The organism is Bradyrhizobium iriomotense (assembly GCF_018130765.1).
In the GTDB taxonomy this organism is placed as follows: Bacteria; Pseudomonadota; Alphaproteobacteria; order Rhizobiales; family Xanthobacteraceae; genus Bradyrhizobium; species Bradyrhizobium iriomotense_A.
Genome location: NZ_JAFCJZ010000039.1, coordinates 30194 through 48001 on the forward strand (window position 1 = coordinate 30194; position 17808 = coordinate 48001).

16 protein-coding genes are annotated in these 17808 nt (G+C 64.9%); 9 read left to right on the plus strand and 7 right to left on the minus strand.

Translation table 11 applies throughout. The annotated features are described in order from the left end of the window. Nucleotides 1-70: 70 nt before the first annotated feature. Nucleotides 71-211 (plus strand): hypothetical protein, encoded by a 141-nt coding sequence (locus JQ635_RS37785; protein WP_211414837.1) that lies wholly within the window; start codon nucleotides 71-73, stop codon nucleotides 209-211. Here JQ635_RS37785 and JQ635_RS37790 read toward each other — a convergent pair. Genes JQ635_RS37790 through JQ635_RS37800 form a run of 3 tightly spaced genes read right to left on the minus strand, consistent with a single transcriptional unit; the run spans nucleotide 208 to nucleotide 4010 of the window. Beyond that, nucleotides 208-1794, minus strand: a complete 1587-nt coding sequence (locus tag JQ635_RS37790) for an ATP-binding protein (protein ID WP_211414838.1) — start codon at nucleotides 1792-1794, stop codon at nucleotides 208-210. The genes JQ635_RS37785 and JQ635_RS37790 overlap by 4 nt on opposite strands. Continuing rightward, nucleotides 1791-2495: a response regulator gene (locus tag JQ635_RS37795; RefSeq protein ID WP_211414839.1), complete on the minus strand. Its 705-nt coding sequence runs from the start codon at nucleotides 2493-2495 to the stop codon at nucleotides 1791-1793. The genes JQ635_RS37790 and JQ635_RS37795 overlap by 4 nt, the downstream gene beginning before the upstream one ends. A 12-nt stretch (nucleotides 2496-2507) precedes the next feature. Continuing rightward, nucleotides 2508-4010: a DUF4153 domain-containing protein gene (locus JQ635_RS37800; protein ID WP_211414840.1), complete on the minus strand. Its 1503-nt coding sequence runs from the start codon at nucleotides 4008-4010 to the stop codon at nucleotides 2508-2510. 187 nt (nucleotides 4011-4197) lie between these two features. Here JQ635_RS37800 and JQ635_RS37805 point away from each other — a divergent pair, with 187 nt between their 5' ends. After that, nucleotides 4198-5541, plus strand: coding sequence for a glycoside hydrolase family 3 protein (locus tag JQ635_RS37805; RefSeq protein WP_211414841.1), 1344 nt, complete (start codon nucleotides 4198-4200; stop codon nucleotides 5539-5541). Here JQ635_RS37805 and JQ635_RS37810 read toward each other — a convergent pair. The 3 genes from JQ635_RS37810 to JQ635_RS37820 form a co-directional block, all read right to left on the minus strand. Beyond that, complete coding sequence (locus JQ635_RS37810) at nucleotides 5538-7160, minus strand: ABC transporter substrate-binding protein (RefSeq protein WP_211414842.1); 1623 nt, start codon at nucleotides 7158-7160, stop codon at nucleotides 5538-5540. The genes JQ635_RS37805 and JQ635_RS37810 overlap by 4 nt on opposite strands. A gap of 95 nt (nucleotides 7161-7255) precedes the next feature. Continuing rightward, on the minus strand, nucleotides 7256-8710 hold the full coding sequence (gene hydA, locus JQ635_RS37815) for a dihydropyrimidinase (RefSeq protein WP_211414843.1): 1455 nt from the start codon (nucleotides 8708-8710) through the stop codon (nucleotides 7256-7258). Nucleotides 8711-8806: 96 nt separating this feature from the next. Beyond that, the gene (locus tag JQ635_RS37820; RefSeq protein WP_211414855.1) at nucleotides 8807-9415 is read right to left on the minus strand and encodes a TetR/AcrR family transcriptional regulator; all 609 of its coding nucleotides are present in this window, start codon (nucleotides 9413-9415) and stop codon (nucleotides 8807-8809) included. Between the two features lie 103 nt (nucleotides 9416-9518). Here JQ635_RS37820 and JQ635_RS37825 point away from each other — a divergent pair, with 103 nt between their 5' ends. The 3 genes from JQ635_RS37825 (at nucleotide 9519) to JQ635_RS37835 (ending at nucleotide 10897) form a co-directional block, all read left to right on the plus strand. Further along, nucleotides 9519-10214: a PspA/IM30 family protein gene (locus JQ635_RS37825; protein ID WP_211414844.1), complete on the plus strand. Its 696-nt coding sequence runs from the start codon at nucleotides 9519-9521 to the stop codon at nucleotides 10212-10214. 40 nt (nucleotides 10215-10254) lie between these two features. Beyond that, nucleotides 10255-10530 carry a YiaA/YiaB family inner membrane protein gene (locus tag JQ635_RS37830; RefSeq protein WP_211414845.1) on the plus strand — a complete coding sequence of 92 codons (276 nt, stop codon included), beginning with the start codon at nucleotides 10255-10257 and terminating at the stop codon, nucleotides 10528-10530. Nucleotides 10531-10690: 160 nt separating this feature from the next. Next, a complete protein-coding gene (locus JQ635_RS37835) occupies nucleotides 10691-10897 on the plus strand; it encodes a hypothetical protein (protein ID WP_025033895.1) in 207 nt (68 codons plus the stop codon). 170 nt (nucleotides 10898-11067) lie between these two features. Here the strand turns inward: JQ635_RS37835 and JQ635_RS37840 are convergent, their stop codons facing one another. Further along, a complete protein-coding gene (locus JQ635_RS37840) occupies nucleotides 11068-11913 on the minus strand; it encodes an SDR family NAD(P)-dependent oxidoreductase (protein WP_211414846.1) in 846 nt (281 codons plus the stop codon). Nucleotides 11914-12099: 186 nt separating this feature from the next. Between JQ635_RS37840 and JQ635_RS37845 the strand changes: the two genes are divergently transcribed. From JQ635_RS37845 to JQ635_RS37860, 4 genes are all read left to right on the plus strand, one after another. Next, a complete protein-coding gene (locus JQ635_RS37845) occupies nucleotides 12100-13596 on the plus strand; it encodes an aldehyde dehydrogenase family protein (RefSeq protein WP_211414847.1) in 1497 nt (498 codons plus the stop codon). Nucleotides 13597-13716: 120 nt separating this feature from the next. After that, complete coding sequence (locus tag JQ635_RS37850) at nucleotides 13717-14844, plus strand: alkene reductase (RefSeq protein ID WP_211414848.1); 1128 nt, start codon at nucleotides 13717-13719, stop codon at nucleotides 14842-14844. A gap of 225 nt (nucleotides 14845-15069) precedes the next feature. Then, complete coding sequence (locus JQ635_RS37855; RefSeq protein ID WP_211414849.1) at nucleotides 15070-15573, plus strand: GFA family protein; 504 nt, start codon at nucleotides 15070-15072, stop codon at nucleotides 15571-15573. Between the two features lie 289 nt (nucleotides 15574-15862). Continuing rightward, complete coding sequence (locus JQ635_RS37860; protein WP_211414850.1) at nucleotides 15863-17524, plus strand: thiamine pyrophosphate-binding protein; 1662 nt, start codon at nucleotides 15863-15865, stop codon at nucleotides 17522-17524. Nucleotides 17525-17808 lie beyond the last annotated feature (284 nt).

Consider the following 17808-nt stretch of genomic DNA (forward strand, 5'->3'; position numbering starts at 1 on the left):
TTCCGTGACGGAACCTTTTGCCGGCTGATGCGACTTACCTGTGACACGGGGAAACACGTGCGAGGCAGTCATGGCACACAAGCATACCGCCGATCCGGCAGAGATCATGCGGGGGACCGGTCATCCTGAGCTGGAATATGCCGCCGGCTGGACCATCGCAGGTCTCGTCACCATCGGCACCATCGTCGCCGCCTGGGTCTTTGCGATCTAGGCAACCGGAAACTGCAGCTCGAAGGCGACGCCCGCGTCAGTGGGCTTGAGCCTGATCGAGCCGCCATGGCTCGCCATCACCGCACGCGCGATCGCCAGCCCCATCCCTGTGCCGCCCTGGTCGCGGCGAGTGGTGAAGAACGCATCAAAGATCCTGTCGCGGTTCGGCGCCGAGATCGGCTCGCCGTCATTGCTGACCGTCACAAGCAAGGTCGTCCGCTCGTCCACCGCCTCCAGCCTGATTGTCCCGGCCTTGTGCCGCACCGCGTTATCGGTGAGATGCGACAGCACGATCAGCGCCTTCTCCGAGGACATGCCGATCGCCCTGTCCAGGCTGCCGCTGGCTTCGATCGAGCTTGCCGGAAACCGGCTTCTGAGATCGGCGATCACCGGCGCAAGCTCGGTACGCTCGTTCTGCGGCAGGGTTTCGGCGCGGGCGAGCTCGCGCAGCCGCTGCGCCATCGCCTCCAGCCGCTGGGTGTCGGACAGGATGTTGGCGATGAAGGTGTTCTGCTCGGCCGGCGTCAGGCTGCCGGCCTTGCCCTGAACCGAATCCTGCAACAGCTCGGCCGCGCCCTTGATCGAGGTCAGCGGCGATTTCAGCTCGTGGGTGAGATGGGCCGAGAACGTCGCGATATAGTCGGAGCGCCGCGCCAGCTGTTCGGCCATGCCGAGGAAGCTGTGCGACAGCTGGGCGAACTCGCGCGTGCCGTAGTGCCGGAGCGGCCGGAACGCCTCGCGGTCGCCGCGGCCAATTCTGGCGGCGCGGTCGATCAGCTCGCGCATCGGCAGCGTGATGGTGCGCGAGAACACGAGCCCGATCAGGATCGTGCCGAGGATCACGGCAAGCCCCGCCAGCACGAACTTAGCCCGCTCCTGGTAGAGATGGTCGAAGATGTTGCTCGGCGTCCGCGTCGTGTAGATCACCCCGGCGACGCGGTTGTTGACGATGACGGGCATCGCCGAGAACACGTGCACGCCGAGGCCGCGGCTGAAGGAATAGATCGGCGGCGGCGGCTTGTCCGGCACGCGGTTGCGCAAGGTGGCGCGGTACTGCCCGTGCAGTGCGTCCGCGACCTCCTCGATATGGGCGAGCGATTGCCCGACCTCCTGCCGCCCGGCGATCACCACGCCTTGCGGATCGAGGATGCGAAAGCCCGCCAGCGTCACCTTCTGAGTCTCGCGGATGATCGGCGTCAGTTTTCCGCCGATCTCGACATAGGCTGCTTGCGCCGGCTGGGGCGCGGGCAGCGCATCGGGCCGCCGCCGGAGCAGGTCGTTGGCGGTGAGGTCGAGCGCGGGGCGGATCGGCGTAACCTGGTCGCCGGGATCGGGCAGCACGTTCGGCGGCACCTCGGGGCCGAGCGTGAGGCCGCTGTCGAGCCTTGCCGTCACCTCCTGCGCATAGATCGTCGCGAGCACGCGGCTCTGCGCGATCAGCTCGGCCTGGGTCTGGCGGATCAGCTGGTTGTCGTAGAGGCGGAAGAAGAACAGGCCGACCAGCGGCAGCACCGCGACGGTTGCCAGCACCGCGAAGATCACCAGCCCCAGCGATGGCCGCCATTTGTCGGGCGCCGCGCTCATGCCTCTTTCTCGCAGCGGCCGAGCTTGAAGCCGACGCCGTGGATGGTCTCGATGACGTTCTCGCAATTTTGCGCCGCGAGTTTTGCGCGGATGTTGCGGATGTGGCTGTCGATGGTGCGGTCGGAGACCTGGATGTTGAGCTGATAGGCCGCCCGCATCAGCTGCTCGCGGCTGAACACCGAGGTCGGCCGGGTCAGGAACGCGCGCAAAATGCCGAACTCGATCGCGGTGAGCTTCAGCGGCGTGCCGGCGAACGACGCCACATGCTGCTCGGGATCGATCAGCAGGCCGCCTTGCGTCAGCGCAGCCGGTCCTGCCTTGGCCTCGCCATTGCGCGGGCTGAGCCGGCGCAGGATGACGTTGACCCGCGCCACCAGCTCGCGGGGGCTGAACGGTTTTGTCACGTAGTCGTCGCCGCCGATCTCGAGGCCGAGGATGCGGTCGATCTCCTCGTCGCGTGCCGACAGGAACAGGATCGGCACGTCGGACGTCTTGCGGATCTCGCGGCAGACGTCGAGGCCGTCGAACTCGGGCATGCCGATGTCGAGCACGATCAGGTCGGGCCTGTCGGCGGCAAAGCGGCTGAGCGCCTCCTTGCCGTCGCGAGCCTCGATCACGTCCATGCCGGCCTTCTTCAGGGCGACGCGGATGACCTCGCGGATATGGCCTTCGTCGTCGACGATGAGAATGCGATGCGCCAAGAGATTCTCCGCTCACCCCGCCGGCTGGTTGCCGGGCTGGCCTTTGGCCTGCGCGTCCAGCCGGCGTTGCAGCCGCCAGCTGCGAAAACCCCAGGCTCGCCATGCCAAGTCCTGCCGCTGACTTTCTACAAGCCGATCTCGACGTCCCGCAAGACAGTAATCACCCCCGCGCAGTGCGATGACCTTGTCGATCGCAGGCAGCGCCTGCGGGCCCAATGTGAGGAGGTAGTTGGCATCGATCTTCACGCCGTTCCCTCCCATTTCACTGCTGTGCTTCAGATTGTAGTCGGCAATGAACGCATCGAAGTTCACCAGCGAAACACTGTACAGCACGATCGTTAACGCGATCAGATTGGCGCAGACGAGCCACCGATTGGACCGGTTGAGCGCGATGCGGGCGACGATCAGGATCAGTCCCAGCGCCACCAGCCCCATCCAGATGAAGGCGGCGATGCGCCAGTAGGTCAACATGTAGATGCCGACGTAGAGATCGAGCCGAAGGATGGAGGAGGCGACCAGCAGGACGTTCTGCCCGACCCAGAGATAGACCAGCGGCCGGATCACGTTCGACTTCCCCGCCGGTCCGCCCGGACGCATAGCCACCAGCACGAAGGCGGCGGCGAGCAGGGCGGTCACGATCAGCGGATAGGCGCCGCGATGGGCGTAGGCCGCATAGGTCATGTTGTCGGACAGCGCCACATGGCCCCAGAGATAGATGCCGTCGAGAATGGACTGCGCCGCGAACAGCAGATTGAACAGGATCAGCGAGCGCAGGATGGCGGAGGGGCCTAGGAATTCGGGCGAGACGAGGGACGGGAGCGGCGGCGGCTCCACGACATCGGTTTGGGCGGTTGCGGCAATCTTCCTGCGCCGCCAGCGCACGTGGATGAACGGCCAGACCAGCGCCAGCATCAGGATCCAGAACAGCACGCGCGGGACGCTGACATATTCGAGGATGATCTTTGGATTGAGCAGCGAGACCCATTGCTCGATCACGGGATTGGCGGCAGCGAACAGCGCGACGAACACGATGCCCAGCACCACCGGCATCAGCCACAGCGCGATGCTGCGGGTGAACGCCGACATGTTGAAGACCTGAAGCGCGTCGGGGAAGAATCTGAAGGGGCCGAACAGGACGAAGTTTCGCAGCGCGCGGGCTCGGTCGGCAAGGCCAGTCGTTTCAGGATTGGTTGCCAGCAGCAGGGCGATGACCAGCGCTGCAATGAGGATCAGGAACGAAAGCGTGTTGAGCTCTTCGATAACAGGCACGAGACCGAGGACGATGACGGCGGCACCGATCGCCGCACGGCGGATGTCCAGGGATGCGTGGTTGGCGAGGAGCGAGGCGCAGATGATGGCGACCGCAAAGACGACCAGCGATAGCCCGGCCCGCTGGCCATAGAAGAGCCAGTCGGCGAGCGCGGCGAGCACCAGCGCCATCGCCAGCTTGACTGATACTGTCGAGGGCCTGATCGGTTGGATGTCCGTCGTCGGCGTCGTAGCCAGGCTCGTCATATGCAAATGACCTTTCGTGAATATCGATATCGTGCAGTCTGCACGGCGCTTGCGCAGAAGCCGGGGCCTTCGTCTGCATGGTTTCAGGAGTCTTTTGCAGTTTTCGTGCAGGTGCGCTTTTGCCTCTCGTACAGCGCAAATCGCCCTGATAGGTGCGATGCGTTCATCACCTTGGGCGTGACGCATCATGCAATTCCTCGATCGCCTCGGTCTCATCCTGCTCTGGCTTGCCGCGCCACTTGCCGCATTCGCAGCGGCGAACAAGAACGATCCCTATCTGCTCGTGCTGCGCGGCACCGGAAACATTGCGCTTGTCGCTGCAAGCATCCTCATCGTCATCGTCCTGCTGCGGAGAGGACGTTGGCACAGTCTCGCGGGCAAGCTGCTCGTCATGCTCTGGTGCCTGCCGCCGCTGCTGATGTCCGCCGCACATCTGAAGTTCGAGCTGCGCAAGCGCGATGTCCTTGCAGCCAACGCCGCCGAGGCGCGGCAGCTCGGGCCTCACTTCATGGTCGGCTATTCCTCCTTTCCCGAGGTCGCGCGCCTTGCCGAGCAGGGCCTGATTGGCGGTGTCTATGTCACCCGGCACAACATCCGCGGCCGGACCATCGAGGCGCTGCGTGCCGAGATCGCGGCGCTCCAGGACAGGCGGCGTGCAGCCGGCCTGCCGCCGCTGGTCGTGGCAGCGGACCAGGAGGGCGGGATCGTCGGGCATCTCGCGCCGCCGCTGACAAAGGTGCCGGCGCTGGCAACGCTCACCGGGCTTGCTCCTGATGACCAGCAGGCCAAGGCCGAAGAGTTCGGCCGCATCCACGGCCGCGAGCTCGCAGGCCTCGGCGTCAATCTCAATCTCGCGCCGGTGCTCGACCTCAAGCCGCCGCAGCGGCGCAATCGCCTCGATTTCCACACCCTGATCGGCCAGCGCGCGATCGCGACCGATCCCGTCGTCGTCAGCACGATCGCGAGCGCCTATGTCCGGGGGCTGGAGGAGTCAGGCGTCGGCGCCACGCTCAAGCATTTTCCCGGCATCGGCCGCGTGCGCACCGACACGCATCACTTCAGTGCCAGTCTCAACACGCCGGTGAAGGAGCTGGAGGCAACCGACTGGCTCCCGTTCCGCGAAGTGCTGTCGCATTCGCGCAGCGCCCTCATGGTCGGCCATGTCACGCTCACCGCCGTCGATCCCGACCGCGCCGCCTCGCATTCCAAGCGCGTTGTCGACGGGATCATCCGCGGCAAATGGGGCTACCAGGGCATGGTCATGACCGACGATCTCGTGATGGGCGCGATCTACCAGAACGACGTCTGCAAGGCCGTGGTCGAGGCGATCAATGCCGGCGTCGATTTGCTGCTGGTCGCCTATGACGGTGCACAGTTCTACCGGGTGTTTGCCTGTGCCCTGGAGGGATCGCGGCAGGGCAGGCTCGATGCGGCGATGTTGCATGCGAGCGCGGCGCGGTTGGAGCGCGGTTTTCCGACCGCGCAGGCGCGGGCCTCGTCAGGCGCAATCAGCCTCGCGCGCCGGAATTAGCCCTTCGCGAACTGGCGGTAGTCCGGCTCGCGGTGAAACCAGAATTCGTAGCCGCTGACGCTCTTCTGCATGGCGACGTCGTGGATCGGCTGGTTGAGCGGAATGACGGGGACGTCGCGCATGCAGAGCGCGATGAAATCCTTCACCGTCTTGTCGTACTCCGCGGCATCCGTGGTGAAGCGCGCCTTGTCGATCAGCGCGTCCATCTCCTTGTTCTGGTAGGAGGAGATGTTGAAGATCGAGTTGTTGCCGTGGAAATTCCAGTAGAAGTAATATTCGGGATAATCCAGCCAGCCGCTGAAGCGGTTGAGCGCGAGCGGCAGCTCCTTCTTGTTCAGCGTCGTGCGCCAGTTCGCGCCCGGGATCTTTTCGATTCCCGCCTTGATGCCGATCTTGGCGAGGCTCTCCTGGATCAGGATGGCGGTCGGCTCGCCGACGGTGGCCGTGCCCGTGTCCAGCGACAGCGTCGTCTCCAGGCCGGATTCGAATCCTGCTTCCTTCAGCAGGGCTTTGGCCCTGTCGAGATCGGTGACGTAGGGAAACGGCTGCGGCCAGACCGGCTTTGAGACATCGGCGGATCCGCCATACATGGGAACGGCGCGCCCGAAGAAGGCGCTTGTTTGGATCTGCTCGTAGGGCATCGCCCAGGCGATGGCCTGACGCAGCTTGGCATTGTCGAACGGCGGCTTCGCCGTGTTCAGCGCCACATACCAGAGCGCATTCGGGATCGGCACGCCCGAGACCTTGACCTTGCCCTCTTTGATGATCTGCTCGAAGTCACGCGGCGCAAAGCCGCTGGAGATATCGGCATCACCCCGTTCCAGCATGGCGCGGCGGGTGCCGGCGGAGGGGACGTCGCGCGCGATCACGCGCTTCACCTTCGGCAGCGGTCCGCTCTTCCAGTCGTCGAAGCGCGTCAGCACGGTCTCGCTGCCGGGCTTCCAGCTCTCGATCTTGTAGGCGCCGCCGCCGGCCTCGTTGGTCTTTAGCCACGCCAGCGCCCACGGGTCTTCCGGCGTCGCGTTCTTCTTTGCCAGTTCGGAATTGATGATGAAGGGCACGACGACGGCGACGTTGAACAGCAGCATCTTGTCCTTGCGGACATAGTCGATGCGGAAGGTGTAATCGTCGACCACCACGAACTGCTCGGGCTTGTCCAGCGATCCCGCCGACATCTGGAAGGTCGGGAAGCCGCCGACCTTCACGGCGCGGTCGAACGACCATTTGACGTCTCTCGCGGTGACCGGTGTGCCGTCGTGGAATTTCGCGTCCTTGCGAAGCCTAAAGGTGCAGGACATGCCGTCGGCCGCGACCTCCCAGCTTTCAGCGAGTTCAGGCGCGAGCTTCTCACGGTCGTACGAGATCGTGCCGTCGGGCAGCGTCTTGGAGGCATAGGTCAGCAGGCGGTCGTAGCAATTCCAGGACAGGCCATTGACCGTCTGGTTGGAGCCGACGCCCTGCATGTCCAACGAGTTCGGCCCGAGCTCCTGCACCACCAGCAGCGTCTCGGCGCGGCCCTGCGCCCAGGCGAGCCGTGGAGCGAACGCTGTCATTCCGCCCGCGCTCAGGCCGCCGAGCACCAGATTGCGGCGGCTGATGTCGAAAGGTGATGCGCTCATTGGTGCCTCTTTTGGGAGAAATCTGCGATGTAAAGAGGCAAGGCGCATGCCAGCAGCCGCGCTTCACTGCGTCGCATCCTGCGAATCGCCTTCCGCTACGGCGTCACCGCGCCGCGCGAAACCGCGCGCGGGGCGGTCAGCTCTTTCCACGTCGAATTCGCGACATGCACCGACGAGAAGGCGGGACGTTCGACGTAACGGCCGTCGCCGGCTTCGGCGCGCAGATCGCCCGCCTTCCAGACGACGCGGCCGCGCGACAGCGTCGCGGCCGGCCCGCCGGTGCAGGAAAAGCCTTCGAACACGTTGTAATCGATCTTGCTCATCTGCCGCTTGGCGCTGATGGTCTTGCTCGCCTTGGGATCCCACACCACGATGTCGGCATCCGAGCCGACGGCGATCGCGCCTTTGCGCGGATAGATGTTGAGGATGCGGGCGATGTTCGCCGAGGTCACGGCGACGAATTCCTCTTTCGTCAGGCGCCCCGTGGCGACGCCTGCGGTCCACAATAGCGCCAGGCGATCTTCGAGGCCGCCGGTGCCGTTCGGGATTTTTCTGAAATCGCCGAGCCCGAACCGTTTCTGCTCGGTGGTGAAAGCGCAGTGGTCTGTCGCGACCACCTGGAGCGAGCCGGATTGCAGGCCGGCCCAGAGACTATCCTGGTGCTGTTTGTCGCGGAACGGCGGCGACATCACGCGCTGTGCGGAATGATCCCAGTCCTTGTTCTGGTACTCGCCGGCGTCGAGCAGCAGATGCTGGATCAGCGGCTCGCCATAGACGCGCTTGCCCGCCGCCCGTGCCCGCGCGATCGCCTCATGCGCCTCGCGGCAGCTGGTGTGCACGATATAGACCGGCGTGCCGGTCATATCAGCGATCATGATGGCGCGGTTGGTGGCTTCGCCCTCGACCTCCGGTGGCCGTGAATAGGCGTGTCCCTCGGGGCCGGTGACGCCGCGCGCGATCAGCGCTTCCTGCATCAGGGCGACGACGTCGCCGTTCTCTGCGTGCACCACCGGCATGGCGCCGAGATGGGCGCAGCGCGCGAACGAGTTGTAGAGCTCGTCGTCGTTCACCATCAGCGCGCCCTTGTAGGCCATGAAATGCTTGAAGGTGTTGATGCCGTAGGTTTTGACCACGGTCTCCATCTCGTCAAAAATCTGCTTCGACCACGACGTCACCGCCATGTGGAAGCCGTAGTCGCTGGCCGCCTTCTCGGATTTGTGCCGCCACTCCTGATAGGCCGCGAGCATGGACTGGCCAGGATCGGGCAGGCAAAAATCCACCACCATGGTGGTGCCGCCGGTCAGCGCCGCCTTTGTTCCCGACTCGAAATCGTCGGCGGTCACCGTGCCCATGAACGGCATTTCGAGATGGGTGTGCGGATCGATCCCGCCCGGAATGACGTAGGCGCCTCCGGCATCGACGATCTCGGTGCCTATGGGCGCCTCGATCGACGTGCCCACCGCGACGATGGTCTCGCCCTCGATCAGCACGTCCGCGCGGCGCGAATGATCGTGATTGACGACGGTGCCGCCGCGGATGAGGAGGGGCATGAGAGACTCCGGGGAGAGGTGAGGGACGGCCCAAAGGCTAAGCGCGCTACTCGCGATGCGACAGGCGAAATTTTAGTCAGCCGCCGCCGATCCTTTTCACTCCTCGCGCGCGACCAGTCCGTCGATCATCGCGCGGACGAGGCCCGCGATCTCCTTGCGCAGCGCCGGCAGGGGAACGGCGACCAGCCTTTGCTCCAACCCCAGCGCCACCATGCCGTGCACGGCCGAGAACAGGCTGCGCGCGGTGATGCCGAGCTGCTCCTGGCCGCGCTTGGGCAGGAGCAGCGCCAGCGGATGATGGATGTGGCGAAACAGCTGCAGCTGGTCGTTGACGGACCAGTCGGGGAGGATCTTGTCGGCCGCCATGCGGTGCTCGAACAGCGCGCGCCAGAGCTCGAGGTTTTCGGCGGCGAAATCGCAATAGGCAATGGCGATGCGGACCAGCGTCTCCTGTGGCGAAGGATCACCCGCGCTTTCCGCCGCGCTGAGTGCTTCGTCGAGGCGATGCAGGGTGCGCGAGCCGACGCGCAGGACCAGCTCGTCCACGTCAGTGACGAGATTGTAGACCGCGCCATTGGCGCAGCCGATCTCCCGGGCCAGATCGCGGGTTTTCAGGCCCACCAACCCCCGCTCAGCGATCATCCGCTCGGCCGCCTGGATCAGGTCGATCCGCAATTTCTCTCGACGTTCCAGAGCTTTAGACATCATTAACCAGATTCTTGAGCGTCGCTCAAATATTTATTGAACGATGTTCAATTTTCCTGCTACAAAGCATCTATGAGCAACGCTCATAAACAGGGAGCTGTAGATGTTCAAGACAGTCGTGACACTTTTCCGCGGCAGCGTGGCCGCAGCAGGCGAGGAGCTGGAGGACCGTACGGCCCTTTTGATCCTCGACCAGCAGATGCGCGATGCCGCCGCCGCCCTCGAACGCAGCAAGCGGACGCTGGCGCTGGCGATTGCGCAGGACCAGCAGGAGGGCCGCAAGCTCGAGGCGACCCTCGCCCGTATCACCGATCTCGAGACCCGCGCGGTGGCGGCGCTCGATGGCGGCCGTGAGGATCTCGCCAAGGAAGCGGCTGAGGCCATCGCGGGTCTCGAAGCCGACCGCGATGCGGCGATGACGGCACGCGCGCTGTTCGCAACCGAGATTGCGCGGCTGAAGCGCCACGTCGCGACCGCGCAGGTTCGCATTACCGAGCTCGATCGCGGCCGCCGCCTCGCCCGTGCGTCGGAAGCGGTGCGCTCGCTTCGCCGCAGCGGCATCGAGGCGGCGCGTCCCTACGAATCCACGCTGCCGGAGGCCGAGAGCACCTTGAGGCGTCTGCGCGAGCGCCAGATGGAAGCCCAGGCTGCCGACGACGCGCTGGTCGAGCTCGATGCGGCCACGGGTCCCCTCGCTACTGCCGAGAGACTCGCCGAGCAGGGCTTTGGCCCCCGGCTCAAGACGACCGCGGACGACGTGCTGGCACGGCTGAAGTCCAAGCGCACGCCGACAGCCTGAACCCAGATTGCATCATCATTTAAACCAACAGGAGATCATCATGAACCAGAACGGCCAGCCCCATAGCAGCGCCTGGGTCACCTTCACCTACGTGTCCTTCGCGGCCTCCGCCTTCCTCGTCGCCATCGGCGTCTTCTTCCTGCCGATCGATCTCTGGATGAAAGGCTATCTCGCGATGGGCATCGTGATGCTGATCCAGACCTGCATCACACTGACCAAGACCGTGCGCGACAATCACGAGAGCAGCCGGTTGATGAACCGCATCGAGGATGCCAAGGCCGAGCGTCTGCTGATGGAGGTTTCCAAGGCGGCTTGAAGAGAGAACGTGGAGAAGTGTGAAGCATGTGCAACATGCGGCGGCGGATGCCCGAGCATCCGCCGCTTATGTGATTGTCGAGGTTTAAGCCGGCATTGCCGATTGAGATTCCAACGCAGGTGCGATATGGCTCTCGCGCTTTCAGAGGCGGAGACGAGCTTTGTCGAAACAATCCCTGCGTGAAGAGGCCGAGCGCCTGATCCGCGAATCGATGGAAAAGAAGACCATCGTCGTCAAGCAGGGCACGACCCGCATCGAGGCGGTCTGCGGCAAGTGCGGCGCGCCGAACCGGGTGCAGGCGGAAAAAGGCCAGACCCGCGTCAAGTTCGCCTGCAAGAACTGCGGGCACAAGCAAGAGACGTTGTAGGACGTTCGCGCTATCATACCCTCTCCCCTTGTGCGAGAGGGTGGCTTCGCGGAACGCGAAGCCGAGGGGTCTCTCTCTCCGCGAGTCACTCCGGCAGTCAATTCGGGGATAGATACCCCTCATCCGGCGCTTCGCGCCACCTTCTCCCACAAGGGGAGAAGGGAAGAAGCCTACTCCCCCTTCACAAACCTCGCGAACGCATCCGCATAGTCCGGATGCCAGCGCGACAATGGCGGGCGGTTCTCGACGATGTCGCCGGCCGCCCACAGCATGCGCTTCTCGTCGAGCGCGCGCGGCACGTCGTTGTCCGGGCACAGGATGTAGAAGTCGCCGGCCTCTAGCCGCGCCAGCATGAAATCCACGGTCTGCTCCGGTGTCCAGGCGCCGACCGGTTTTTCGGTGCGGCCCTTCGCGGTCAGGCCGGTGAAGACGAATCCCGGGATGAGCAAATGCGCCGTGACGTGACAATCTTCTGTGTTCCGCAGTTCGTGCTGGAGCGCCTCGGTGAACGCCTTCACGCCGGCCTTGGAGACGTTGTAGGCGGGATCGCCGGGCGGCGTGGTGATGCCCTGCTTGGAACCGGTGTTGATGATGAGGCCTACCTTGCCGCGCGCGATCATGCTCGGCGCGAAGATGCGCGAGCCGTTGATGATGCCCCACATGTTGACGCCGATGATGCGCTGCCAATTGTCTGATACGCCGAACAGCGAGCTGCCCGGCTGGATCCCGGCATTGTTCATGAGGATGTCGGTGCCGCCGTAATGCGCGCCCACGGCGCGTTCCAGTTCCATCACGCTTTCGGCACGGCTGACGTCGACGGCGAACGTCATCACATGTGTGGCAGGCGTGACGGATGACAGTTTTGTGGCGGCCTCCGCCAGCCGCGCCTCGTCGACGTCGCCGATGCACACCTTCATGCCGGCTCGCGCGAAAGCCATGGCGGCGGCAAATCCGATGCCGGATGCGCCGCCCGTGATCACGGCAACATTGTCTTTGACGATAGCGGGATGTGACATGGTTCGTCTCCGCGGGAAGGGGCTCGCTCGAGCTATAACATGGCGCTGGCGCGAGCCTGCACAAGTCGGCATGGGAGCTCTTCGTTCCACGCTGCCTTTACGCCCCTCCGGCACCGCTGTATTCTTCCCGACCTAACGGTCCCACCGAGATCGAACTCAATCAATGACCTGACAGGGAGTGCAGTCATGGCTGTGTCGCAGGCTATTCCGATCACGCGCCACCCGTTCGCCAACGGGTCGTACAAGCAGATGCTGATCGACGGCAAATGGGTCGACGCCGCCTCCGGCAGGCGCTTCGAGACCCGCAATCCCGCAACCGGCGAGCTGCTCGCAACCGTCGCCGAGGGTGACAAGGAAGATATCGACCGCGCGGTCGCTGCCGCCCGCCGTGCCTTCGAGGGGCCGTGGAGCAAAGTGAAACCGTTCGAGCGGCAGAACCTGCTGCTCAGGCTCGCCGACCTCGTCGAGAAGAATTTCGACGAATTGTCGCAGCTCGACACGCTCGACATGGGGGCGCCGCTCAGCCGCACCCGCGCCTATCGCCTGCGCGCCATCGGCATGCTGCGCTATTACGCCGGCCAGACGACGGCGATCCATGGCGAGACCATCGAGAACTCGCTGCCCGGCGAGATCTTCTCCTACACGCTGAAGGAACCAATCGGCGTCGTCGGTGCCATCATTCCCTGGAACGGACCGCTCTCCGCGACGATCTGGAAGATTGGGCCTGCGATCGCGACCGGCTGCACCGTGGTGCTCAAGCCCGCGGAAGAGGCGCCGCTGACCTCGCTGCGCATCGCTGAGCTCGCGATGGAGGCGGGCATTCCGCCCGGCGTCGTCAACGTCGTGCCCGGCTACGGCGAGACCGCGGGCGCCGCGCTTGCCGCGCATCACGACGTCGACAAGGTCGCCTTCACCGGCTCGCATGTCACGGGCCAGTCGATCATCCGGGCGTCGGCCGGCAACCTCAAGCGCGTGTCGCTCGAGCTCGGCGGCAAGTCGCCGGACATCGTGTTCGCCGATGCCGATCTCGACGCGGCCGTACCCGGCGCGGCGATGGCGGTGTTCGCCAATTCCGGGCAGATCTGCAGCGCCGGCACGCGGCTGTTCGTCGAGCAGGCGATCTACGAGGAATTCGTCGGCCGCGTCGCCGAGTTCGGCAAGAAGCTGCAGGTCGGCAACGGCCTCGATCCCAACGTGCAGATCGGCCCGCTGGTGTCCGAGCAGCAGCTCGAGCGCGTCACCGGCTATCTCGACATCGGCCAGAAGGAAGGCGCGCGGGCGCTCGCCGGCGGCGGCCGCGTCACTGAAGGCGCGCTGTCAAAAGGCTTCTTCGTGTCGCCAACGGTGTTCGCAGGCGTCCAGGACAACATGCGGATCGCGCAGGAGGAGATATTTGGTCCCGTCATCTCTGCGATCGCGTTCAAGGACATGGACGAGCTGGTCAAGCGCGCCAACAACACCACCTTCGGCCTCGGCTCCGGCCTGTGGACGCGCGATGTCACCAAGGCGCATGCGGTGGCGAAGCGCCTGCGCGCCGGCTCGGTGTGGGTGAACTGCTACCAGGCGATGGACCCGGCCGTGCCGTTCGGCGGCTACAAGATGAGCGGCTACGGCCGCGAGTCCGGCAAGCAGCACGTCGAGGAATATCTCAACGTGAAGGCCGTCTGGATCAAGACGGCGTAACATCTGTTTCCTCCTGCGTTCCGCGGGAGGGAATATCTACTTTTTGCAGGGGCGGTGCCTTTTCGCGGGGCCGCCCCTCGCTATATGATCCGCATCCTTCCATAACCATCTGGTGCCAGCATGAAATTTCCGGCGTTGTTTAGACCGTTGCAGGTCGGTCCGTACAAGCTTGCGCATCGCGTCGCGATGGCGCCGTTGACGCGCATGCGGGCCGAGCGCGAGAGCTTTTCGCCGCGACCGCTCAACGCCGAATATTACGCCCAGCGCGCCACGAAGGGCGGCCTGATCATCGCCGAAGCCTCGCCGGTGCTGTCGCACGGCCGCGGCAATCCGGCGACGCCGGGCATCTATACGGACGCGCAGATTGCCGGCTGGCGCAAGGTGACGGATGCCGTGCACGCCAAGGGCGGCATCATCTTCCTCCAGCTCTGGCATGTCGGCCGCGTCTCGCATTCCTCCTTCCACGGCGGCGAACTGCCGGTCTCGGCCTCGGCGATCGCGATCAAGGCCGAGGGCATGAAGGCGATGACGGCCGACGGCAAGATCGCCGATTACGAGACGCCGCGCGCGCTGGAGACGGAGGAGGTCAAGGACATCGTCGAGGCCTTCCGGCAGGGCGCGAAGAACGCGCTCGCCGCCGGCTTCGACGGCGTCGAGATCCACGGTGCCAATGGCTATTTGCTCGAGCAGTTCCTGCAGTCGCGCAGCAACCAGCGCACCGATCAATATGGCGGCGGAATCGAGAACCGCGCGCGGCTGCTGCTGGAGGTCACGCAGGCCGCGATCGACGTCTGGGGTGCGAGCCGCGTCGCCGTGCGGCTGTCGCCCCACGGTATTGCCAATGATTCCGGCGAGCCCGATCCGATGCCGCTCTATACGCATGTGGTGAAGGCGCTCGACAAGCTCGGGTTGGCATACCTGCACTTCATCGAGCCGCGCTCCAGCGGCGCCGGCCGCGCCGACGTCCATTGGGAGAATGTGCCGTCCGCGATGGTGCTGTTCCGTCCGCACTACAGCGGCGTGCTGATGACCGCCGGCGGCTTTACTGGTGAGACCGCGAACGCGGCGATCGCCGACGGACATGCCGACATCATCGCCTTCGGCCGCATCTTCATCTCCAATCCGGATTTGCCGCGGCGCCTGGAGCGTGACTATCCGATCACGCCGTATAACCGCGCGACGTTTTATGGCGGCGAGGAGAAGGGGTACACGGATTATCCGGTGTATGACGAACTGACGCCGGCGTAGCCCGAGTGTCGTAGCCCGGATGAGCGAAGCGATATCCGGGACCCTTCGCCTGAGCTCCGATCTTCCCGGATGTCGCTTCGCTCATCCGGGCTACGGGGCTATTGTGTGACTCGGACGTCACCACAAATTCCGTCATTGCGAGCGTAGCGAAGCAATCCAGCATCTCTCCGCTGAAGCTGTCTGGATTGCTTCGCTGCGCTCGCAATGACGACGGAGAGACTTACCATGGCCAAAGCCGCAGCCGCCGCAGGAACAGCCACCGGCCAGTGCCTCTGCGGCAAGGTCACCTTTGAGATCGACGTCCCCGCGCGCTGGGCGTGGCATGATCACTCTGCCGCCAGCCGCCGCGCCCACGGCGCGGCTTACGCGACCTATATCGGCAGCTGGAAGAAGCGCTTTCGCATCACATCCGGCAAGACCGCGCTGACCCGCTACGAGGACAAGGCGACGAAGACCGCGCGCAGCTTCTGCTCGAACTGCGGCACGCCGATCGCCTATGAGCGTCCGCGTGGGCCGCACATGGTCAACATCCCCCGCGCGCTGTTCAAGGAGCGTACCGGCCGCCAGCCGCTCTATCACATCGCCATCGAGGAGCTGCAGGAATGGGCCTATACCGGCGAGCCGCTGGTGCCGCTGAAAGGCTTTCCCGGCGTGGTTTGGCAGCGCTCGAAAAAGAAGAAGCGCGCGGGCGGCGAGGACCCGTTCGAGCTCGGGCGCGAGGAGATCTAGCGCGGGCCGCACACTCCGCTCTCCGTGCCCCGGACGCCGCGCAGCGCCTCCCCGGCGATGCGAAGCATCGTCCGGTGCGGCGGTGCGCTGCTGAGCCGGGGCCCATGCGGCAACGGACTCCGCGCGAATCTGGGTCCCGGCTCTGCGTCGCAACGTTGCACGCTGCGCCGCGTCCGGGACACGAGACTGTCATACGCAACGCAGCCATGACCGCGCTTCCTTGCGCGCATCCTCCCACTTCGGCCATCATGCCTCCGTCCTTGCGGCAACGTCCGCTCCTGGAGGAAACATGAAGAACAAGATCACCGGCCGCTCCGCCTTTCTCGCGCTGCTCAAGGACGAGGGCATCACGCACCTGTTTGGCAATCCCGGCACCACCGAGCTGCCGATCATGCATGCGCTGAAGGACCATCCCGATCTCACCTACGTGATGGCGATGCAGGAGAGCCTGGTGGTCGCGATCGCCGATGGCTACAGCCGCGCCTCCGGAAAGCTCGTCGCCTGCAACGTTCACGTCGCGCCCGGTCTCGGTAATGCCATGGGCTCGCTCTACAACGCCCAGTTCACGGGCACGCCGATGATCCTCACCGCCGGACAGCAGGAGCAGGGCCACGGCCTGATGGAGCCGGTGCTCTACGGCCCGCTGGTGCGGATGGCCGAGCCGCTGGTGAAATGGGCGGTCGAGGTGACGCGGCTGGAGGATCTGCCGCGCATCGTGCGCCGTGCCGCCAAGGTCGCGATGACGCCGCCGACCGGGCCGGTGTTCATCTCGCTGCCAGGCGACATCCTCAACACCGAAGCCGGCATCGATCTCGGCCACTCCACCCGTATCGATGCGCGCACAAGGCCGTCGGATGAAGCGCTGAAGGCGTTTGCCGCACGGCTGCTCAAGGCCGAACGTCCCGTGGTCGTCACCATGGACGAGGTGGTCAAGAGTGACGCCCTGAAGGAGGCCGCTGAACTCGCCGAGCTGCTCGGCGCGGCAGCCTATCAATCCTCGACGCCCTATGGCTCGCACTTCCTCTCGGAGAGCCCGAGCTTCGTCGGCACGCTGGCGCGTGTGCAGAAGGCGGCGCGCGATACGCTCGCACCTTACGATCTCCTGATCGCGCTCGGCGGCGATCCCCTGCGGATGTCTGTCTATAGCGAGGTCGATGCGCTGCCTGATGGACTCGGCGTCGTGCAGGTCGGCCTCGTCGATTGGGAGATCGCCAAGAACTACGGTGTGGAGATCGCGCTGAAGGCGGATCTGAAGGAGACGCTGCGCGCATTGATCCCGGTGCTGAAGGAGATGGGCGGTGCAACACTGGCGAGCCGTGCGAAACAGCGTCTCGCCGAACTCGCGCCGAAGAACTGGAGCGCGCGGCGCGCCGCGCTGGTCGAGCAGATCGGCAAGAGTAGAGGCCGCAACCCCATCGATCCCGATTTCCTGGTGCTGCAAATGGTCGAGGCCATGCCCGACCATGCGATCCTCGTCGATGAAGGACTCACCTCCAGCCGCCAAGTGACGGCCCTGCGTCCGCACCGCGATCGCTACGGCTATCACGGCCTTGCCTCCGGCGGCATCGGCTGGGGCCTGCCGGCCTCCGTCGGCGTCAGCATTGCCAATCCCGATCGTCCCGTCGTGTGCTTCTCCGGCGACGGCAGTGCGATGTATTCGATCCAGTCGCTGTGGACCGCGGCGCATCACAAGCTGCCGCTCAACGTCGTCATCGCCAACAATGGCGGCTACCGCATCATCAAGCAGCGCCTGCTCGCCTTCCACGGCGACGACAATTACGTCGGCATGGATTTCGTCGATCCGCCCGTGGATTTTGCCGGTGTCGCCAAGGCACTCGGCTGCGAGGCGATCAAGATCAGCGATCCCAGCGAATTGAAGGCGACGCTGGCGTCGGCGTTCGGCCGGCCCGGCACCAAGCTGATCGAGGTGATGGTGGACGGGAAGGTGTAGGGCGCCGCGCACTCCGCTCTGCTCCCTCCCCCCTTGCGGGGGAGGGCGGGGGAGAGGGGTAGCCCAGGAGGCGGTGCCGCCGTCGTCGAGAACAGGTCGTGCGCTGCAGAGAGAGTCCCCGTGTGGCACCCCTCTCCCTAGCCCTCCCCCGCAAGGTAGGGCTATCGCATATGGGCAAGGACGGTGAGGAGGAAGTCGTTATTCCATCTCGCCTGGAGCATTTTGTGGCTGATGCGGGCCGGACCAGGCGTGGCTTGCAGGGCATTGATGGCCAGCTTGCGGAT